At 56.5% G+C, this 18,288-nt stretch carries 17 protein-coding genes; 15 read left to right on the top strand and 2 right to left on the bottom strand.

Annotation, left to right across the window (positions count from 1 at the left end; all coding sequences use genetic code 11):
• Positions 1-204 precede the first annotated feature (204 nt).
• Positions 205-1,023: a ParA family protein gene (locus tag K6T36_RS15240; protein ID WP_222923567.1), complete on the top strand. Its 819-nt coding sequence runs from the start codon at positions 205-207 to the stop codon at positions 1,021-1,023.
• A complete protein-coding gene (locus K6T36_RS15245; RefSeq protein WP_142987584.1) occupies positions 1,020-1,427 on the top strand; it encodes a DUF8160 family protein in 408 nt (135 codons plus the stop codon). The genes K6T36_RS15240 and K6T36_RS15245 overlap by 4 nt, the downstream gene beginning before the upstream one ends.
• A gap of 119 nt (positions 1,428-1,546) precedes the next feature.
• Here K6T36_RS15245 and K6T36_RS15250 read toward each other — a convergent pair whose 3' ends face one another.
• A complete protein-coding gene (locus K6T36_RS15250; protein ID WP_222923568.1) occupies positions 1,547-2,305 on the bottom strand; it encodes a helix-turn-helix domain-containing protein in 759 nt (252 codons plus the stop codon).
• A 220-nt stretch (positions 2,306-2,525) separates the two neighbouring features.
• On the opposite strand from K6T36_RS15250, the gene K6T36_RS15255 reads away from it, so the two are divergent.
• The 6 genes from K6T36_RS15255 (at position 2,526) to K6T36_RS15280 (ending at position 12,247) form a co-directional block, all read left to right on the top strand.
• Entirely contained in the window at positions 2,526-4,250 is a 1,725-nt protein-coding gene (locus tag K6T36_RS15255) for an adenine deaminase C-terminal domain-containing protein (protein WP_222923569.1), read from the top strand.
• A gap of 17 nt (positions 4,251-4,267) precedes the next feature.
• Positions 4,268-5,944, top strand: coding sequence for a transposase (locus tag K6T36_RS15260; protein WP_222923570.1), 1,677 nt, complete (start codon positions 4,268-4,270; stop codon positions 5,942-5,944).
• Positions 5,945-6,397: 453 nt separating this feature from the next.
• The gene (locus tag K6T36_RS15265) at positions 6,398-7,624 is read left to right on the top strand and encodes a phage integrase SAM-like domain-containing protein (protein ID WP_222923668.1); all 1,227 of its coding nucleotides are present in this window, start codon (positions 6,398-6,400) and stop codon (positions 7,622-7,624) included.
• Positions 7,625-7,688: 64 nt separating this feature from the next.
• A complete protein-coding gene (locus tag K6T36_RS15270) occupies positions 7,689-8,528 on the top strand; it encodes a homing endonuclease associated repeat-containing protein (RefSeq protein ID WP_222923571.1) in 840 nt (279 codons plus the stop codon).
• 311 nt (positions 8,529-8,839) lie between these two features.
• Positions 8,840-9,847, top strand: a complete 1,008-nt coding sequence (locus tag K6T36_RS15275; RefSeq protein WP_225935248.1) for a hypothetical protein — start codon at positions 8,840-8,842, stop codon at positions 9,845-9,847.
• A 123-nt stretch (positions 9,848-9,970) separates the two neighbouring features.
• Positions 9,971-12,247 (top strand): DEAD/DEAH box helicase, encoded by a 2,277-nt coding sequence (locus tag K6T36_RS15280; RefSeq protein WP_222923573.1) that lies wholly within the window; start codon positions 9,971-9,973, stop codon positions 12,245-12,247.
• A 53-nt stretch (positions 12,248-12,300) separates the two neighbouring features.
• Here the strand turns inward: K6T36_RS15280 and K6T36_RS15285 are convergent, their stop codons facing one another.
• Positions 12,301-13,233 carry a hypothetical protein gene (locus K6T36_RS15285; RefSeq protein ID WP_222923574.1) on the bottom strand — a complete coding sequence of 311 codons (933 nt, stop codon included), beginning with the start codon at positions 13,231-13,233 and terminating at the stop codon, positions 12,301-12,303.
• 73 nt (positions 13,234-13,306) lie between these two features.
• Between K6T36_RS15285 and K6T36_RS15290 the strand changes: the two genes are divergently transcribed.
• The 7 genes from K6T36_RS15290 (at position 13,307) to K6T36_RS15320 (ending at position 18,288) form a co-directional block, all read left to right on the top strand.
• On the top strand, positions 13,307-13,474 hold the full coding sequence (locus K6T36_RS15290) for a DUF1931 domain-containing protein (protein WP_222923575.1): 168 nt from the start codon (positions 13,307-13,309) through the stop codon (positions 13,472-13,474).
• Between the two features lie 74 nt (positions 13,475-13,548).
• Positions 13,549-14,601, top strand: a complete 1,053-nt coding sequence (xseA, locus tag K6T36_RS15295; RefSeq protein ID WP_222923576.1) for an exodeoxyribonuclease VII large subunit — start codon at positions 13,549-13,551, stop codon at positions 14,599-14,601.
• A gap of 2 nt (positions 14,602-14,603) precedes the next feature.
• Positions 14,604-14,786 carry an exodeoxyribonuclease VII small subunit gene (gene xseB, locus K6T36_RS15300; RefSeq protein WP_222923577.1) on the top strand — a complete coding sequence of 61 codons (183 nt, stop codon included), beginning with the start codon at positions 14,604-14,606 and terminating at the stop codon, positions 14,784-14,786.
• Positions 14,787-14,989: 203 nt separating this feature from the next.
• Positions 14,990-15,268 carry a hypothetical protein gene (locus K6T36_RS15305; protein ID WP_008458695.1) on the top strand — a complete coding sequence of 93 codons (279 nt, stop codon included), beginning with the start codon at positions 14,990-14,992 and terminating at the stop codon, positions 15,266-15,268.
• 6 nt (positions 15,269-15,274) lie between these two features.
• Positions 15,275-15,694 carry a DUF7985 family protein gene (locus K6T36_RS15310; protein WP_222923578.1) on the top strand — a complete coding sequence of 140 codons (420 nt, stop codon included), beginning with the start codon at positions 15,275-15,277 and terminating at the stop codon, positions 15,692-15,694.
• A 27-nt stretch (positions 15,695-15,721) separates the two neighbouring features.
• Positions 15,722-17,458 carry a DUF8186 domain-containing protein gene (locus K6T36_RS15315; protein WP_222923579.1) on the top strand — a complete coding sequence of 579 codons (1,737 nt, stop codon included), beginning with the start codon at positions 15,722-15,724 and terminating at the stop codon, positions 17,456-17,458.
• Entirely contained in the window at positions 17,455-18,288 is an 834-nt protein-coding gene (locus tag K6T36_RS15320; protein WP_222923580.1) for a hypothetical protein, read from the top strand. Before K6T36_RS15315 ends, K6T36_RS15320 begins: the two co-directional genes overlap by 4 nt.

Consider the following 18,288-nt stretch of genomic DNA (forward strand, 5'->3'; position numbering starts at 1 on the left):
GCCCGATGAACAAAACGAAAGAAACGAACGCAACGAATAGAACGAATGGGTTGATGGCAACGAGTGAGTTTACTTCAACGAGTGGAACGAACAGTTGGTTTTAACACCGTAGTAATCCTCTCACCGAGTGAAACACCCTCACCGAACGCACCGAACTAAACGACCAAAACGAACAAAACGAACATAACGAAAGGAACGAAGATAATGGCCGATACCAATACCGCACGAATCACGGTGGCGAATCAGAAGGGGGGCGCGGGGAAGACAACCGACGTCATTCATACTGGCGGCGCACTCGCAGCCCGAGGCCACGACGTCCTCCTCGTCGATATCGACTACCACGGAGGGCTCACCTGCTCGCTTGGTTACAACGATCTGTACTACGACACCGACCGCACAACGCTGTTCGACGTCCTCGACTTCGACCAGATGGAGTCGGTGAACGACATCATCGTCGAGCACCAGGAATTCGACATCCTTCCCGCCAGCGAGAAGCTGGCGAACAACAAGAACATCCAGACGTTGCTTGAGGCGCCGAAAAGTCGCGAGCGGTTGGAGATGACTCTCGACGAACTCGAGAAGGACTACGACTACATCATCGTCGACACGCCGCCATCACTGAACGTCCTCACCGACAACGCCCTCGTCGCGACCGGCAACGTCGTCATCCCCGTCATCCCAGAGAAGCTCAACGCCAACAGCCTCCAGATTTTCGCAAAGCAGCTGAGCTCCCTCGAACAGGCGTACGGAGACATCAATCGGCTCGCAATTGTCTGTAACCGCGTCGAGCAGAACGCTGAACACCGCGACACCATCGAGGAGATCAAGTCGGCGTACTCCCTCCCAGTGTTCGAGATTCCGAAGCGGACCGACCTCTCCCAGTCGATCGGTGATGGGGTGTCCGTCTTCGGATTCGGCAAAGAGAACCAGCGCGTCGAGGATGCACGCGACCTGTTCAACGAGATCGCCGACCTGTTCAACGAGACGTTCGAGAAGACCGCACCCGAGGAGGTGAAAGCATGAGCGACGGCTGGGGTGATGCTTCCGGCATCGAGGGCAACTACGAAGAGGAGGACGATGAGGTCGATACCAGCGAAACGAGTGAGGTGAGTGAAACGGTGGAAACCAGTTCATCAACCGAAACGACCGAATCGACTTCAACGAGTGAAACGAACGAAACGAGCAAAACGAAGACGAACATCAAGGACGAGTGGAACGGGCGGACGATCTACATTCCCGACGATGTCCTCGACGAGATGGAGGATACCTACCTTGAGTCCCAGCTAAAGCTCCGCAAGGCGGGGCAGGACGAGTTCAAAAAGAACCGCCACTTCTACCCGCTACTCGTCCAGTTCGGGGTAGAAGCGCTCTCTGATGCGGATGCTGAGGAAATTCAGGCTCGGCTATCGGAACTCGGAGACGAATGACCTCGCGCAGAGCGAGGGCCGAGAGGAGTTGAGACTAGTGCTCTCAATGCATGGAACGGATGCAGTGGGGAATTGCTACTGTCTCCAGTACTGTGATCGGTAGACAGTGTGAGTGTGTCTCACTGTGAGCGGATGCGGTCGGTACGCTCTGTGGGTGTCCGACTTTCCCCGAAGACCTGTTCGATCACCCACTGCTCCGCATGGCGGAGACGGTATCGAAGCGTCGACTTTGGGATGCCGAGTTCGTCTGCGACCGCGCCGAGTGATACCCCCCGCGGCGTTTCGTAGTATCCAAGCTCAACAGCCGTCTCAATCGCGTGGCGCTGGTCAGGGGAGAGAACAGTCTGCGAGACATCAACCGTCGACCACAATGAAGGGGCTCCAGCTTGTTTCAACGACAGGCTGACGCCACTCGGCAGTCCATCTTGAAGACGGTCGAAAATCTCCCCACCAGAAGCATCACCGGGGAGAAGGACGCGCCACTCGTACACGTTTCTCCGCCGTCGTGCGTCGAACAGTGGTCCTTCGCCAATCGTTCGGGTGACGAGGTGCGGGACGGAGTGACAGTACCGCCCGCCGGAGGTGTACGCGTACACAAGGAGACTCTCGGTACCGTCCTCGATCACCTCGTACTCGGTCTCGTAGCTACAGTTTGGATGCTCCCCGAGACACTCGTTGCATATCGTGGTGTCTGTCACGACCGCTTCCAATCGATTCAACGTCTCGCTTGAACCCACAAAGCGGTCGACGCGCCACAATCCCGTGTTGGATACTGAGACGCGTAGCGCACGACCGATGAGATCCGGATTGTCGATGAAAATATCCATCACTGGATCGGCTCCACGGTCGTACTCAGCGGACAAGACGTACTCGCGCATATGCAATATCATAGTCGAACAATCAAACAGTTTTCGCACGCCTACAGATGAAACTGCGGGCGTCGTTGCGTATACGCAATTATAACGTTAACTACCAGCCGAACAACCTCTCTGATATGCACGACGCTACTACCAACAATAGGACGATCGACCGCTGTGGAACGCTGAAACCCATAGTGAGCGAACTCTCGAGAAACCGAATTTCGGGAGGGCCAGGCAGATGAATCCGCTTCAAGCCGTTGCACTCGGAGAGTCGAATGCCGACCTCATCATCTCAGGTGGAGACGTACTGATTCCTGAGACGGGCGAGTTGTCTGCACGTGACGTCGCCATCAAAAACGAGCGAGTCGCAGCGCTTCCCGACGATGCGACGCCGATCATCGGGGAAAACACGACGGTTCTCGACGCCACAGGGCAGGTCGTCACGCCAGGATTCATCAACGCCCACGTACACGTTGATTCCTTCCAGCCGTTCGAACAGACGTACCACTATGCACTCGCGGGGGGGACCACGGCTGTCGTTACCGAAACTAGTGAGTTCGGGAGTAGCTTTGGCGCGGCTGGTGTCCGCCACCTCCTCGACGCGACGGCCGAGCTACCTGTTGCGGTCTTCGCGACCGTGCCGCCACAGCAGTTGTTCGATCTCTTCGACCCCCAACGAGCTGACGAGACAGCCACGGACGAACTCGTCGACCTGCTCACAGTCGAGCGAGTCGTCGGCGTCGGAGAGACCGCTTGGGTTCAGATAGTCGGACGTAACTCGCCATCCGAGGCGTTATACGAACGCGCTCAACAGGAGAACAAACGGATTGGAGGGCACGGGACAGGGTGTTCGGGTGACGAACTGACGGCGTTCGCATCGGTCGTCACGAACGACCACGAGGCCATTTCGAGCGAACAGCTGATCGAACGGCTGGAAAACGGGATACACGCCGTTGGGCGATACGGATCGTTCCGGGATGACATCGGGATACTGGCAGACGCCTATCAACAAATCGGCTCGCATGAACTGTCGCTCTCAACTGACTGGATCTGGCCTGAGGATATCGTCGATGATGGCTACATGGACGCAGTGATTCGCCGCGCTATCGAGGAGGGCGTCGACCCAGCAGACGCAATCCGAATGGCGACGCTCAATCCTGCTCGTCACTTTGGTCTCGACGGACGCGGCTCGCTCACTCCTGGCCATATCGCCGATATCGTCCTTCTCGATGACCTCGAAACAGTCGAGGTCGATACCGTGGTCAGCGGTGGTGATGTCGTTGTTCGTGACGGAGAACCACGCGTCGAGCCCCGACCACACGAGTATCCAGAATCGTTCTGTAACTCGGTGAACGTCGACCTGAACGACGTACTTCACGTTCCCGAAACCGCAGCGACGGAAGGTGCCGTGAGAGCGATCAAACACGAGCACGGACCGATATCGAGCGAAACAACAGTTGAACCACGAGTCGAGAACGGACAGCTCGTTGCTGCACCCGAACGAGACGTACTCAAGATTTCGCTCCTGGACAGGCAGCCAGAACACGATGAAACAGGGTTTACTGGGTTCATCACCGGGCTGGGCCTTGAGGAAGGTGCCGTTGCAACCACTCACACATGGCAAACACCGGGACTGGTCGCTGTCGGCGCAAGCGACGACGCGATGCAAACTGCGGTCAACCAAGTTGCCGAAATGAACGGTGGTTGGGCGGTCGTCGGTCAGGACTCGGTTCGAGCGACGTTCCCGACTCCGATTGGGGCACGGTGTGCAGATCGAGAGGTGGCCGAAACTGCGGAGGCGTTCGGCGAGATCGAAGCCGCCGTCAATGAACTCGGGGCGACAGGCGGTAATCCGATGCTCGCACTCCAGTCACTTTCGTTTACTGGGGTGCCGTCCCTTCGGATGTCCGTCTCGGGATACGCGAACGTTCTGACTCGTGAGACAGTCGGGCTCACAATATAGTACGTCAGTGTCTCGTAGTGGTTTCGACGCCTGTATCTCGCCGAACGGTCTTTCGACGGCTCGCCCAACGTTCTTTTGTCGAGTGGCCGGTGTATGATTCGACACCGCTGTACGATCGAACCTCGCTTGCCGGATTAGAATCTGATGTCCGGACGGTCTCGGAGATGTGGTTCGGCTCCGAGAGCCATAACTCGGTCGTGGAGTTCGTCTGGTCACTCCCGCTTGCCTACTTCCGGTTCGACGCTCACGACTGCTATGGAGGGGCGACACGCTATCAGATGGACACTCTCTTTCGGGTGTTCGTCCTGAAGGAACTCCACGGGTGGGACCACGAAACACCCTTGGTCGAGTATCTCGATTCCCACTCCAACCTCTGCGAGGAACTTGGATTGGACACGGTGCCAGACCAGTCAACGCTGTGGCGCAGCTGGAACAAACGCTTCACAGCTGACCTTCGCGAGACGGTCGAGGCCGCTGCTCGAACGGTCCTGATTAAAGCCCAGAACGAGGGCGTCGACGTTCCCCGTGAACCGGAGCGAAAGCTTCGACACCGCCTCGACGATTCTGACGAACCGAAACCCGACGATCAGACTGTCCTTGAGCAGGCGGAGAAGCTCACTGACCACGTCAGTCGCGTCGTCTTTCCCGCCTTCTCCTTAGACCGTGACGAGGGCTGTGAGATACACGAGAACGCATATTGGGACCTACAAACGTATCTGGGCCTCCGAGAAAACTTAGCCGCCAACGAGGGCGCTCGCAGCTTCACTTACGAATCGACTAGAGAGCGAACACCACTGGGCCACGCTCATCGTGAACACCTTCGAGACCTCTCCATCGAACAGATTCGGGAAATGTACCGACAGGCTATCGGCCGATTGTTGGGCGAGGCGGCGGAGACGGAGGAGTTCCTTCGAGCTGGTATCGTCGCCATCGACATCACCGAAGCCGAGCCGTTCACAGGCGACCGCACAGGCCATGAAGACGAGATTCTCGGGACCAAAGAGCAGAGCGATGAGTACGCCTATCAGTGGGCGACGGTGCAGTTAGTCGGCAATGCGGTCCCGATTGTCCTGGACGCTCGTCCCGTACGTAGAGGCGAGAGTCGCTTGGAGATTGTCGAAGACCTGCTCGACTCGGCTGAAGAACTCGTCCACGTCGACAATGTGCTGATGGACCGGGAGTTCGACAGCCAACACGTCCTAGAGATGGTCAGCCAACGCGGGCTCACGTACGTCGTTCCGAAGCGGATGCAGACCAGCGAGAAGGCCCAGGCAAAGCGGTTACTCCAGTGCGATCAAGATCGGTACGAGACGGACCGTAAACTCCATCTCGGCAAGAATGAGTGGCACGAGACGACGCTGATCTATCGGCGAAAAGAGGACTCAGACCACGACGACCACCGTCAGTATTCGGTGTTCATGACGAACCGAGGGAGCGGGCACCTCACGGAGTACGGCTACCGGTGGGAAATCGAGAGTGGGTACAGGTCGATTAAGCGATTCATGGCCGCGACGACATCGAAAAATTTCGGACTCCGCTTCTTCTACTTCGCGTTTGCGTGTCTCCTGTACTCGATTTGGCGAGCGGTTGATTTGCTCGTCCAGGTCGAGTTGACAGGTGAGTACGAGCATTCGCCGATCGTGACGGCTTATAACACATTGACGCTGCTGAAGAAGGAAACTGGGATCGGATAGCAGGGCCCTCGCTCCTGGGTGAGCGCAGATTCCCGAGTGGCAACGCTATCGAGAATCTCGGGAAAACGACTATCTGGTTGTTAGTACGACAGGAAGAAGCGAACGAAGGGTGATCTGAAGCAGCTTCTGTTCACTGATTCGGCTGAAAACACGCATCATAGGCCCGCTAAACCCGGTGTAGTCGCAACTTCCAAAGGGCCGATATTTTGTATAGCGATATACGATTTATATTTTCCTGTAGTGCCGAATTCCGGCGCTAAGAGACTCCAGATCCTCGAATTCTCCCGATGGGCCGAATACAGCAAGTGGTCCTGATTATGCCCGTAATCACGACCACTTTGAAGTACCCCGACGCCGTCGGTGAAGCACGAATGCTGCAACCGCCTCATGACGGCGCTTCCCCCGGGGTAGAGGACCCGAGACCGGTCCCGCAGGACGGTGGAGGGCCGGTGGATGCCTGATCGAGCGCTTTCGACGCCGCTCGACGACAGCTTCGAGCGCTACCTCCAGGACAAGGGGAAAGGCCGCGGAGGCGACGGCGGGAACTATCGACGAAACGCTGCACGCGAGCTGGAGCGATTCGCCGAGTGGACCGCCGGCGACCGCGGCGACGACGACTGGACCGGGATCGTCCCCGACGACGTCGACCGGGAGCCGACCTTCGACGATCTCGACGAACGCGTGTTCCGGGAGTACGCCCGGCATCTCGGTGGAGATCGGGGACTCAAGCAGAACACGGTACAAACCTATTACCGCTATATCTCTGCGTGGTGTGGCTGGTGCGTCAACGAGGGATATCTCGAAGCGCATTACGCGCAGCGGGCGAGTGCGATGGCGCCGCTCCCGGAGGACGACGGCCGCAAGCCCGGCGACCAACAGGCCTGGACGTCCAAACAGCGCCACGCCCTCACCCGCCACGTCGACGAACGGGCCCGCGACGCCGTCGAGGCGTACACGATACTCCCAGAGGATACTGACCCCCTCGACAAGCAGCGGGGACGCTACGCAGGCCTGAAGGCGGCTCGTGACCGGGCTCTGGTGTTCGTCCTCGCGTATACCGCCGTCCGCGTCGGCGAACTCCTCCGCGATCCGAACGACCCGCGCCGGCGCGGCGTCCGCTGGGAGGACCTCTCCCTCGACGACGGCAGTATGGACGTCTACCGGAAGAAACAGCAGTGGGACGCCGCGAGTCTCCCCGATCCAGTGATTTCCCCGCTGCGAAGCTATCGCCAGCTGATGGACCCGCCGACCGAGCGGTGGCCGGTGTTTCCGACGTTCGACCAACGGACGCTCGCGGAGCTCGTCCGGGAAGAGCTCGCCGACCGAGGGGAACCCCCAGAGGCAATTACTGAGCGGCGTGATGAGCACGCTCGAGACCTCCTGCTGGCGCTCGATGAGGATATTCGGCCGCCGTCGATCACGACGGACGGCGCACGGTCGATTCTCCAACGGCTCTCGGAGAGCGCAGAGATCGATATCGACCATCCGAAACACGATTATCTTGCTCCGCACGGTGGTCGACGTGGGATGGGGGAGGTACTTGTCCGCGCGTTTGGGTACACGGTCGCTGCCCGCTACTTAGATAACTCCGAGGAGATGGTTCGGGAGCGCTACTCACATATCGAAGCGGGAGAACTTGGAGATGTGGCGACGGAAGCTCTCAATGAAATCGATTCTTAGGTTGGTATTCCGCCTCTCTCAATAACCAATATTTCTATTCAGCACCCTGCTCGAATAAGAACAGATGGATTGTCCTCAGTGCTCAAAATCCTTCTCGAATTCAGATGGGCTGGTTACTCATCTGACGAACGCCCACAATATTTCAAGAATTGAGGCTAGAGAGAGGGTTATTGAACTTTCTGATTCTAGAGATTCTGACCAGGAGGAAACTCCAGCAAATTCGCCTGGAAAGGATGCTGCGTCCAACTCGGACCGCCAGGTGATGCTCAATCGTTTCCGCCGACAATATGACGTACTCGGACGAATGCCGACGCCTCACGAATTAGATGAGATAGATGGATACAGTCGCGAAGACTATATCAATGAGTTCGGCTCCGTGTACGGTACAGCTGTCTTCGCTGGGCTGACTGATCTTGAACCCGGAAGGTACGATCATGATGCGGATGGATCGAAACAATACAGCGAGTGGGATCTCATTAGTGAGCTCTGGCGAATCTTTGAGTTGACAGGCAAAGCGTCGGTTCGAATGATGGATCACGCCGGCAAGTACAGTAGTCAAACCTACCAGTACCGATTTGGGAGCTGGTCGGAAGCCCTGAATAGAGCGAATATTGACGGCCCAGACCCGTCCATTCCGGCAAATCGTGACTCTCGGCAGAAGCACTACGCAAGCGCAGAGTGGAAAGAACTCCGTACACAGGCACTAAAACGAGATGACTATGAGTGCCAATCGTGTGGGATTTCTGAAGAAAAGCATCAAGAGAAATTTGGTGTCGGATTGAACGTGCATCATTTGACTGATATTGCAGAATTCGAAGACCCGGCCAATGCCGATGTTGTAGAGAACTTAGAGACACTTTGTGCAGAATGCCACGGAGAACACCATCCGTTCTCTGAAAAATAGAATCCTCATTCCCATTTTATCTCGGCATATTCTCTTGTCATCTGTAATCCGGAACAGCGGAAAGTTCAAGCAGACCACGTATTTTGGTTCAGTTGACCGTGCCGTTCAGAGCGCTCGACGACGGGAAGATTGTTACCCCTATACAGGTCAATGACCAGCAGCCCGTCGAATGTCCTGAGTGCCGAAGTATCCTTTATCCTCGCGACGGTGACCACCGTGCCCGCCACTTCTTTCACGCTGCCGACGACGCAGCTGAGTCCTGTTCAAAGGCGGGCCAGGGGGAATCAGATACCCACGTTCGCTGTACGGCATTGGCAGTCGCTACGCTTGCTGACCAGTATCCGAATGCAGCACGCGTCGGGGCTGAAATCACAATCGACGCGACAGGGACGCCAACAACTCCCGAGACCCGACGGGCCGACGCCCTCGTTGAGTTCGATGAGGAAAACCCCTTCTTCGGAGGCGGCCTTATCATTGAGGTTCAACACAAGCACCACAGTAAGGATATCGAAGGAACTACCCACGATTACCTTTCAGCGGGGTACTCAGTCGCGTGGTTAGAGTCTGAGGATTTTGGTGACGAGCAGCTGGAATATAACGTCGTCGACGACGCGTTCCGAGCCGACGACGGTCGGGCTTTCAGCATCCGTGAGTACGACCTGTGGGAGTTCGACACTCGTGTCGAAGCGAATCTCGACTGGGAGGAAAAATCTCGAGGCTGCCATTTCGTCGAAGAATACGGGAGCCACAATTGGAGCCAAGTCCCAGGATATGCGCATCCGGACGGGTACGAATACGAATACTGCTGGTGGTGCGGATCACGCCGGCGGTACGATCACGAACTAACCAAGTTCGTGTACGACTACGAGGGGGTGCTCGCACCAGAGGTCGACATCGAAGTTCTTCGTGACGCTGTTATCCCCTATCCAGATGTTGCGAACGATTTTGACGACTGGAAGAACGGCGATTCGTTTGGTCGTGAACGGTCGTTTGAGGGAGCATTAGCAAACCGTACTGATGTCGCACCGTGTCGCGGACCACACGGCATTCACGAATGGACGAGAAAGGAAGTCATCAAACGAAGGTACGATGATCGCGCCGACGTCGCGCTCTGGGAATGCCAGCACTGCCCTGTTCACCTTCTCACGAACCATACCGGGGAGGGGGAGACGGAGGCGGCAATTTTGTTCGGAAAAGCTCCAAACCCGGATTGGGGATTGGACCACCTAAACGGAAATCCGCGAAAGTGTAACAATCGATCTCACCACGAACAAGCGGACTGGGACTATTGCCCAGACTGCTTTCAGATAGACCCATAGGGCTGGTAGTCAGAAGTAGAGAAAATTAGCTCAGAGATGGAGGTAATGCACCTCTCATCAGGGAAATTAGCCTAGCGGTGCGTTGCCCGTGTTTTTTACTACGGTAGCGTATCTTCCTCGACTATGGAGGCCTACTTGGATTCAGTTACCGAGTCATTTCTTGAAGACGACTATCAGCTCTCCCAGTTGTCTGTCTCTACGTCTGTGATCGAGTCCGATGACGCTTGGAACCTCGAGGAACCGATTCCAGTCGGAGAGATCATCAATGCCTTTCGCGTCCAAAAGACACTGGTTCAGCAAGGTGGTCAGGTATTTATTCCTCTCCACGAGGATGATTCGGCAGAGCTGACTGGAGAATATCTTATTTATCGCCGAGAAACTGACGAGACCCTACTTAGTGAGGGTTCTGACCCACATGAGCTACACTTTTTGAATGCTAACACGGGCGGGGATGATTTCCGAGAGGTCAGAGAGGCTGCATCGACGTATCTAGCGTATCGAATGCGGTTCTGGCACTCTAGTTATTCGCCATCTGAGCAACCCTCATACTTGCCTTCTGAGTATTTCGATGATCGTCCGCCACAACCACCACGGGAACTCTCGGCTGTTGATCCCCTATCGGATGATGAATATGATGACTTTATCGACGCAACGGAGCAGGCGATGGCGAATGAGTTGGAGGCGGAACGACGGTCTGTCTGGGATTCCAATAGAGGAATGTCTATCGATAGACTGCAGCGGGAACAAGGCGGAGATGGAATCGCTTCTGCGGGATACTCCCGTTTAGCTGAGGATCGTATTTCTGTTTCAGCACCAGGGTCTGGAACGCACCGTAATCCAGTCCAATCGACTTACGGAATCCACGAGGGCAACATTGTCGGGGTTGCGTCAGGTGGTGATTCGAATTCGCCGATCGTACCGGGCATCGTTACGCGTGTCGGGTTGAGTGATTTCAACATAGAGCTTGACTGGGAGGCGACAACTCGGACTTCTCAAGCGAAGGATGATCTCCGACGGGCAGACCGGGTTTCTGTTGCGATCCTCGACCGAAATATTGCTTTCCAGCGCGAGCGTTCGGCTTTCCGACAGATGGCCGACTCCAGTTCGGGCAAGCAGCTTCTAGCAGGTGATTCATCTCTCTCGTTCGATGCACCCCTATCGGTTTCACTGAATACTTCGCTCGAATTGAATTCCTACCAGCGTCGGGCAGCGATTAATGCTCTTCGAGCGGAGGATGCGTACTGTATTCATGGGCCACCAGGAACAGGAAAGACCCGAACGCTAACAGCGGTCATCCAGTCCGCAGTTGAGTCGGGGGAACGTGTCTTAGTCTGTGCGCACTCAAATCAAGCAGTAGATAATCTGATCGCTGGAGAGAGCAGTCCGGATAACCCTGACGAGGAGTCTCTCCACGGGATAATCCAAGCAGAAGGATACCGAATGGCACGAATCGGCCGGCGAGACCAAATCACGTCTCGAGTTGTTTCCACCCACTATGCTGATGAAGAGACGGACCGGGCTCAAATTGTTGCAACGACGACCAACAGCGCAGATCGACTTGATCTGGCCCGATTTAGCTTGATTGTGGTTGATGAGGCAACGCAGGCGAGTATCCCGGCAACTGCAGTCCCATTTCAGCTTGGATCAAAGCTCGTGTTGGCTGGCGACCATAAGCAGCTCCCGCCGTACCATTCTGCTGAAACCGCGTCAGATGAAGCGTTCTATCCGTCATTGTTTGAGCATATATTGGACCGATTCGGAGACGATGCGAAAACCACACTTAGAAGGCAATACCGAATGCACGAATCTATCGCCAATTTCTCTAATAAGGAGTTCTACAATGGACTTTTGCTCCACGGGGAACCGAACAGATCGGCGACTATCTCCGGGTTACAACCGCTAGTTGGGATAAATATCTCCAACCAGGAATCTAATCAAGGGAATTCGCGTGAAAATCCATCCGAGGCGGAGGTAGTCGTTGCACAAGTTCAGAGATCGCTGAACGCCGGAGTTGATGCAAGTGACATTGGAGTGATCACGCCATATACTGGTCAGAAAGGTCTAGTAGAGGGTGAGCTGGCTTCAGAATTTGATGCAGATGCAGCAGAGAAAATCAAGGTCCAAACCATTGACTCCTTCCAAGGAGGTCAACGAGAGGTAATCATCGTCTCTTTTACCGTGAGTAATGATCGGAACAACTCGGGGTTCTTGGCGTTCCCAAATGAAGGGCCTCGTAGATTGAACGTTGCACTCACTCGTGCAAAGAAGCGACTCGTATTAGTTGGTGATTGGGATACACTCTCCTCAATCGCTCCCCACCGCGATACTTCTACAAGTTGTGCCGATCTGTATCGTCGTCTCTTGGACTATATCCATGAGCAAGGTAGGATGGTCGGGTAGACTATCTCTGAAAACGCATACCACAAATTTGTGCCATATGCCGATATGGGGTGCTACATTGGCTCTTCTACTTGGAGACTCATCGTAATTAGATGCTCTAAGGTTTGGATTGAGTAGGAATCAGTGGAACTGGACTCCTCTATTGCCTCTGACATCGGTTCTGCTATAGTTTGTCCGCCTTCTCGTCCCATAATCAGGTTGTAGACAAGATTCAAAATCACTTCCGACATCTGCTTGCACACATTACTGTTCACATAATAGAGATTTAACTCGGCGTCGTAATGTCGGTTCCCCAGCGATTCCGTTTGGAGTCTAAGGAAAAAGAAGCCCCATTGATCCTGCTGTACAGCTTCCATGTCGTCTATTAGGTCTTCAACCTCGGTATCTAGCTGTCCGAAAAGTCCCCCTTCCCAAAGCCACTCGATATCCGCTATCGTGACTGGTAGAACGCGAAACCCGTGCTTCAAATCATTCAGTAACGGTCGGAATCCTCGCCAAAAATTGAGGGCGGCATTCGCAGCTGCGATATGTAGGTCGGGATCTTCAACGAAGTCCAATTCATTTGTTCCGTCGTCGTAGACTGCGGAACATCCTAAGAACTCTCGTGCGATCATCTCCCGGTCTGTTGCATCTATCTCATCGATGACCTGCTCAAAGTCGATTAGATTCTCCGGCTCCTCCGCTAAGCGGCTAACTGAAACCATCTCGCCCTCATCAATCTCCACTGTAAGCTCATCAAGGACACTGGCGATATCCCGTGTATAGGTATCCTCTTTCACCATCATCCAGGGCTGCTCTGGATTCCGAGCATTCACCGCGAACAGGTGGGCATATAGATCGGATAATTGAGCTAGAATATAGAGCGAGTCCATTCCGTCGTAGCGATTGTAGGGGTTGAGTTTCTTGATTCGATTATCCCAGTAGCCGAATGCAAAATTGCGACGCCATAAGTGTGCTAGAGGGTTCTCCAAATCGAGTTCTTCCATGCTGAGTCTCCAAGATGTGTGGTTGACACAAAGAACAATCGTTTATATATCACCTGGTGAACCCTATTACGCAATGTCTGACCTAATCGTCAAAGCAACCGTGAAGGACGCACTTTCGGACCACAACGTCTCGGCAGATTTCTACGACGCCCTCAACGAAGAAGTCGCCGAACTGCTCGACGACGCCGCAGAGCGTGCCGAGGCCAACGACCGAAAGACGGTCCAGCCCCGCGATCTGTAGGCCTGCGTAACGCAGCTAACCCCCCACTCGAACGTAGCTTTTTGAGGTTCCTGATCAGAAGGTAGGAAACAGAGATGGCGGACGCACCGGATACCGAACGGCAGGCGGTCGAACCCAGTGCGAGAGAGGTCCTTAGCGTATCACAGCTGAATGACCGGATCGCGTCGGTCGTCCAAGACACGCCTGCCCTCAACGGCGTCCGCTGTATCGGCGAGGTCACCGACCTCCACCAGAACAGCACGGCGCTTTACTTCGCGCTCACCGACGGCGACGCCGAGCTCCGCTGTATGATCTGGGCGAACCGCTACCGGGAGATGGACGCCAACCTTGAGGACGGGACCGAAGTCATCCTTGAGGGCGATATCGACTACTGGGTTGAAGGTGGGAAGATCGACCTCAAACCGTGGGAGGTTATCGTCGTCGGCGACGGCGACCAGGCGGAAGCCGTCGAGCGACTGCGAAGCGAACTCGAAGAGCGTGGCTGGTTCGAGGACGAGCAGAAACAGCAACCGCCGGCGTTCCCGGAGCGAGTCGGCGTCGTCACGTCCCTTCGAGGAGACGCTCGGTACGACATCCAGAACGCAATCCACGAGCAGGACCCCACCGTCGACATTCTGGTGAAGGACGCCACGGTCCAAGGTTCAGAGGCGCCGACATCCATCGCGAACGGGATTCACCATCTCGACCGCTCGGAGGACGTCGACGCGATCATCGTCGGCCGCGGCGGTGGGAGCGATTCGAACCTTCAGGCGTTCAACACCGACCGGATCGCCGAGGCCATCTTCACCGCCAACACGCCCATCGTCACCGCGATCGGGCACACTGACGACCGACTGATCGCCGATCAGGTGGCGGATGTCGCAACGATCACGCCGACAGCCGCCGGCGAGTATACCGCGAATTCGCGTGAGGAGTTCCTCGCGAGCGAGATCGAGCCGCTGGAGCAACAGCTTGAGGCCGCGTACGAAACGTTCCGTCAGGAACACGAACATGAGCGGGAGCTCGCCGAAGCAGTCGACGAGGCGGCCGCCTCCGAGGGGCTTCCGCCGATCTACTACAAAGCCGCCATCGGTGTGTTGCTGTTGCTGCTATTGGTCATCACTGCGCTGTGGCTGGGGGTGATCTAAGCGTGGCAAACGATTCAGCGATCCACGACCGCCTGAGCCGCGTCGAGGAGATAATCGAGCAACTCGATGCCGACGACTGTGACCTCGAGGAGGGTACGCGGCTACACGACGAGGGTCAGGAACTCTTGGCCGAGGTGCGGGAAATCCTTGGCGAGGGTAGTGGGAACGTCGTCGAGATCGAGTAAATTTTCGCACCGGCCTTAACCAACACTCTGTTCGGACCACCCTCTTTTGTTGGTTAACTTTATTATCCGTGGTGAACGAGTCCATCGATTATAATTTACTTTAAATTATTGCGCCCGTGTTGGCCAGAAAGTATTTACTAGCGTTCCAGCTATCGTGTCAACATGTACCGGGATTCAGCCGGTGCATACCCATACCCGCACGTATGATTACACGGTCAGTCACCATCGAGGAAATCGATGACCTGTACCTGATGTGGAACGACCACATCAACGCCTCTGCCCTCTATCGTCGCGCCCTCCGCGAGGAAATGGACGTCCGCGGTGTCGACCCCGATGAACTCCGCGACCTCCTCGACCGGGCCCGCGAACAGGGCTACACGCTCGAAGAGATCGCAGAGGAGACGAACCGCTTCGATGATCTCCAGTCGCTCGTCGAGGAGCCACGGGGCTGCTCACCGGCTGGAGAAGCTTCCAACGACTAACCCGCTATGACACAGGATAGTACTCCCTCCGACCCTGAGCGTAGCTCCGAAAGAGACTCGTCGTCGGGAAGCAGTCTTCACAGACAAGCCGTAGTTACGGTTGTCCTGCTGAGCCTGTTCGCCGTTCAACCCGCTGCCGCGCAGACTAACGCGGTCTGCAGCGCGGATAACCTCCCGAGTATGATTGAGGGATTCTTCCAGCTCACCACCGCGCTGGGGATCGTCGGCCTCGCTATCGTCTGGCAGGCTGACTCCCTCATCGAGATGTTTACCCTCAATCCCGAGCAGAAGAAGGGCCTCAAGCGCCACAAACGCTCCGCGATGAAATCCGCGGTCGTCCTCGTGGTACTCGGCCCGCTGTACACCGTCGCCGGTTCGATGATGGGCCTCCCGCTGGCCCAGTGTGTCGACCTCGTCCCCTGGTAAACCGCTCCCACCCCCGCTGTGAGCCCTATGGAACGTCGAGAGCTCTCCATAATCGTGGCCGTGCTGTGCGTGACGAGTGTAGTCACGGGTATCGTCACGGCTACTCCACCACGGCCAGGAACGGAGGATAACGGGCTCACAGAGAACGAATCGGCGACGCTGTGGTCTCGCGACGCGGACGACTACATCAGTCAAGAGGCGTACCAAGAGCGGTACGGCGAATCTCGGACTGCGATGCAACAGCTCGCGAACGGGACGGACATCACGTTCAAGCGCCCACCAGCGACCGCGGCGACGTGGACACGGAACGACTTCGAGGATCTGAACGCAGGCGGGTCGGACACCTCCATTCACCCACCACACGCCTCGCTGGAGGACGGCGTCTACATCGAAGATGCACACGCCACGATATTCGCCGTCCAACCATCGACGCGAGGCCATCTGGAGTCGGGTGAAACCCCGCTCTACATCGCGCCGAACGGAACGATGCGTGGGTTCGTCGACTACCGTGTCCGTGTCCCGAATGGGAGTTCGTCCGGGAATCGGACGGTCGAGTGGTCGCTGACGAACCACGAGGTCGACGAGGTCCGGCTCATCAACGATGGGACCACCATCGTCGAGCAGGAGGGCTCGCACACCCCTGCGTTGGAGTACCAGATTGAGGACGATTGGAGTACGACACTCACCCTCGAAGCCGAGATCGACGTTCGCTTGAAGAAGACCGTCCGGATCGACCGAGGTGATGAGACGGACGTCGATGTCACGTACCAGACCGAGTCTCTGAACGTCACAGATTCCATCGATGTCGAGATCTACGACCTTACGGCGTACCCCTACTACGCCGAATACCCGAACGGCGATGCAGGAGTGGCGATCTTCCAGTCCCGTCCCTGGCAGGGCTACACGCTAACCGAGAACGGAAGTGCTCGCGTTCGCGGTGTCTGGCGGTTCTACACCGCCCGGAACACGAACTGGGATACGCTCGTGCAGTCCAGCCGGACGGGGAGCTCGACCGTCCAGTCCAACGCGATTCCCGTCTACGTTCACGCGTATCCCTCCCGGATCGGTCCCCGTGCTGAGCCAGTCCGTGATGGTCCCGAGATCATCGATACCTGGGGGACGGACCGTCCATCGCCGGTCGGAACCCTCGGCGAGAACATCAACATCGAGATCGTCAACCAGACCTACACGACGACGTATGGTCTCGCCGTCCGCGCCGAGACAGTCGACCGTGAGGATCTCCACGTTGCAGGCATCGTCCGTGGTGTGAACGCCTCTATCGTCGCCCCTGATTCCGGTTCTGAGCGACAGCTTCGGCGCAGTAACCTCTCCGTCGAGGTGATCCAGCAAAACCAGTCACAGGCGACACTCCGTATCGAGCTTCGAGATAACCAGACGGGGACTCCGATTGGACTCGGCGGAGGCGGTCGCCGGTATCCGATCGGTGGCGGGGCTCGGAACGGATACATCACCATCGCGGATCAGCGGGTCGAAACGAACGCGTCTGGCGTGGCAATCGTGACTGTGGAGCAGCCGGGAATCTACACCGCCCGGTATCATCCTGGGTCGTGGCTTGGCCACAATCCCGCCTACGTGAGTGATACGGCGACGGCCCGCTGGCATCCACTCGGGACGATCGAGGGCTGGTTTGCTCTCTTCGTCGAGGTCGGATGGCAGCTGCTCCCCTTCTTTGTGATGTTCTACGCCGGGAAGCGGCTCCTGCGAATGCTCGGCCCCGAAGACATCTTCCAGAACAATCCATGACTCGAGACAATCACCACCTCAGCAGACGGACCGCCCTCCGAACAGTCGCCGGCGCCGCGCTCGCGAGTGTGACCGGATGCCTGGACAGTAACGGAAGCACCACTCCGAATGGGAGCGAGAGCCCCGCAGATGGGTCGGGAGTGTTCCAGCAGGTGACCGTCGATGGAACAGCACTCGTCGTCGAGTTCGCCGCCGACTCAGAGTTCGACCAGATCAACCTCATTCAGCCGAATGGGGAGCTGTTCGGTCAGCGGGAAGTCGCTGCGGGGTCACAACAGGTTTCCTTCGAACTCGGAACGAGCTACGCACCCGGCGAGTACGAGGTTGTTGCACTGAAAGGCGAAGAGGAAGCTGGGGGTGCGACTATTACAGTCCAACCAGAGCTACAGGTCCGAGAAGTCGGACTCTACCGAAACAACCCCGACAAGCCCTGGGATGAGGTCTACGGCGATACTGAAACGGACCGGCTAAAGAACGGGGAGGCTTTCGTCACAGTTGAAAATACTGGTAGCGGCCCTGATGCTGCGATTGAACTGATCTTCTCTGGAGACATCCCTAATCCAGTCGATGATCCCCGCGGAAGTGGGATGTACGAGACTGAGCAGGTCCTCATCCCTCCAGGAGAAACGAGGGACTTGTTCAGCAATTCGTACCCCTTCGGTTCCGAATCTGACGAGGGGATGGGATGTTCTCCTGAGGGGAACTCGGGGCAGTTCACCGTGACAGTCGAAACCCAGATTGGTGGGAATCAGGCCTCCAACACGTTCGATGTACAGTACTCTGGATCGACTGAGATGAGCGATTGCGAGGTCAGCATTACGGAGGCCTAA

The organism is Halobaculum roseum (genome assembly GCF_019880245.1).
In the GTDB taxonomy this organism is placed as follows: Archaea; Halobacteriota; Halobacteria; order Halobacteriales; family Haloferacaceae; genus Halobaculum; species Halobaculum roseum.

Coding starts and splice junctions, on each gene's coding strand:
- K6T36_RS15245 (WP_142987584.1), top strand. CDS start 1,020: ATGAGCGACGGCTGGGGTGATGCTTCCGGCATCGAGGGCAACTACGAA.
- K6T36_RS15265 (WP_222923668.1), top strand. CDS start 6,398: ATGCCTGATCGAGCGCTTTCGACGCCGCTCGACGACAGCTTCGAGCGC.
- K6T36_RS15240 (WP_222923567.1), top strand. CDS start 205: ATGGCCGATACCAATACCGCACGAATCACGGTGGCGAATCAGAAGGGG.
- K6T36_RS15315 (WP_222923579.1), top strand. CDS start 15,722: ATGGAACGTCGAGAGCTCTCCATAATCGTGGCCGTGCTGTGCGTGACG.
- K6T36_RS15290 (WP_222923575.1), top strand. CDS start 13,307: ATGTCTGACCTAATCGTCAAAGCAACCGTGAAGGACGCACTTTCGGAC.
- K6T36_RS15310 (WP_222923578.1), top strand. CDS start 15,275: ATGACACAGGATAGTACTCCCTCCGACCCTGAGCGTAGCTCCGAAAGA.
- K6T36_RS15305 (WP_008458695.1), top strand. CDS start 14,990: ATGATTACACGGTCAGTCACCATCGAGGAAATCGATGACCTGTACCTG.
- K6T36_RS15270 (WP_222923571.1), top strand. CDS start 7,689: ATGGATTGTCCTCAGTGCTCAAAATCCTTCTCGAATTCAGATGGGCTG.
- K6T36_RS15320 (WP_222923580.1), top strand. CDS start 17,455: ATGACTCGAGACAATCACCACCTCAGCAGACGGACCGCCCTCCGAACA.
- K6T36_RS15280 (WP_222923573.1), top strand. CDS start 9,971: ATGGAGGCCTACTTGGATTCAGTTACCGAGTCATTTCTTGAAGACGAC.
- K6T36_RS15285 (WP_222923574.1), bottom strand. CDS start 13,233: ATGGAAGAACTCGATTTGGAGAACCCTCTAGCACACTTATGGCGTCGC.
- xseA (WP_222923576.1), top strand. CDS start 13,549: ATGGCGGACGCACCGGATACCGAACGGCAGGCGGTCGAACCCAGTGCG.
- K6T36_RS15250 (WP_222923568.1), bottom strand. CDS start 2,305: ATGCGCGAGTACGTCTTGTCCGCTGAGTACGACCGTGGAGCCGATCCA.
- K6T36_RS15255 (WP_222923569.1), top strand. CDS start 2,526: ATGAATCCGCTTCAAGCCGTTGCACTCGGAGAGTCGAATGCCGACCTC.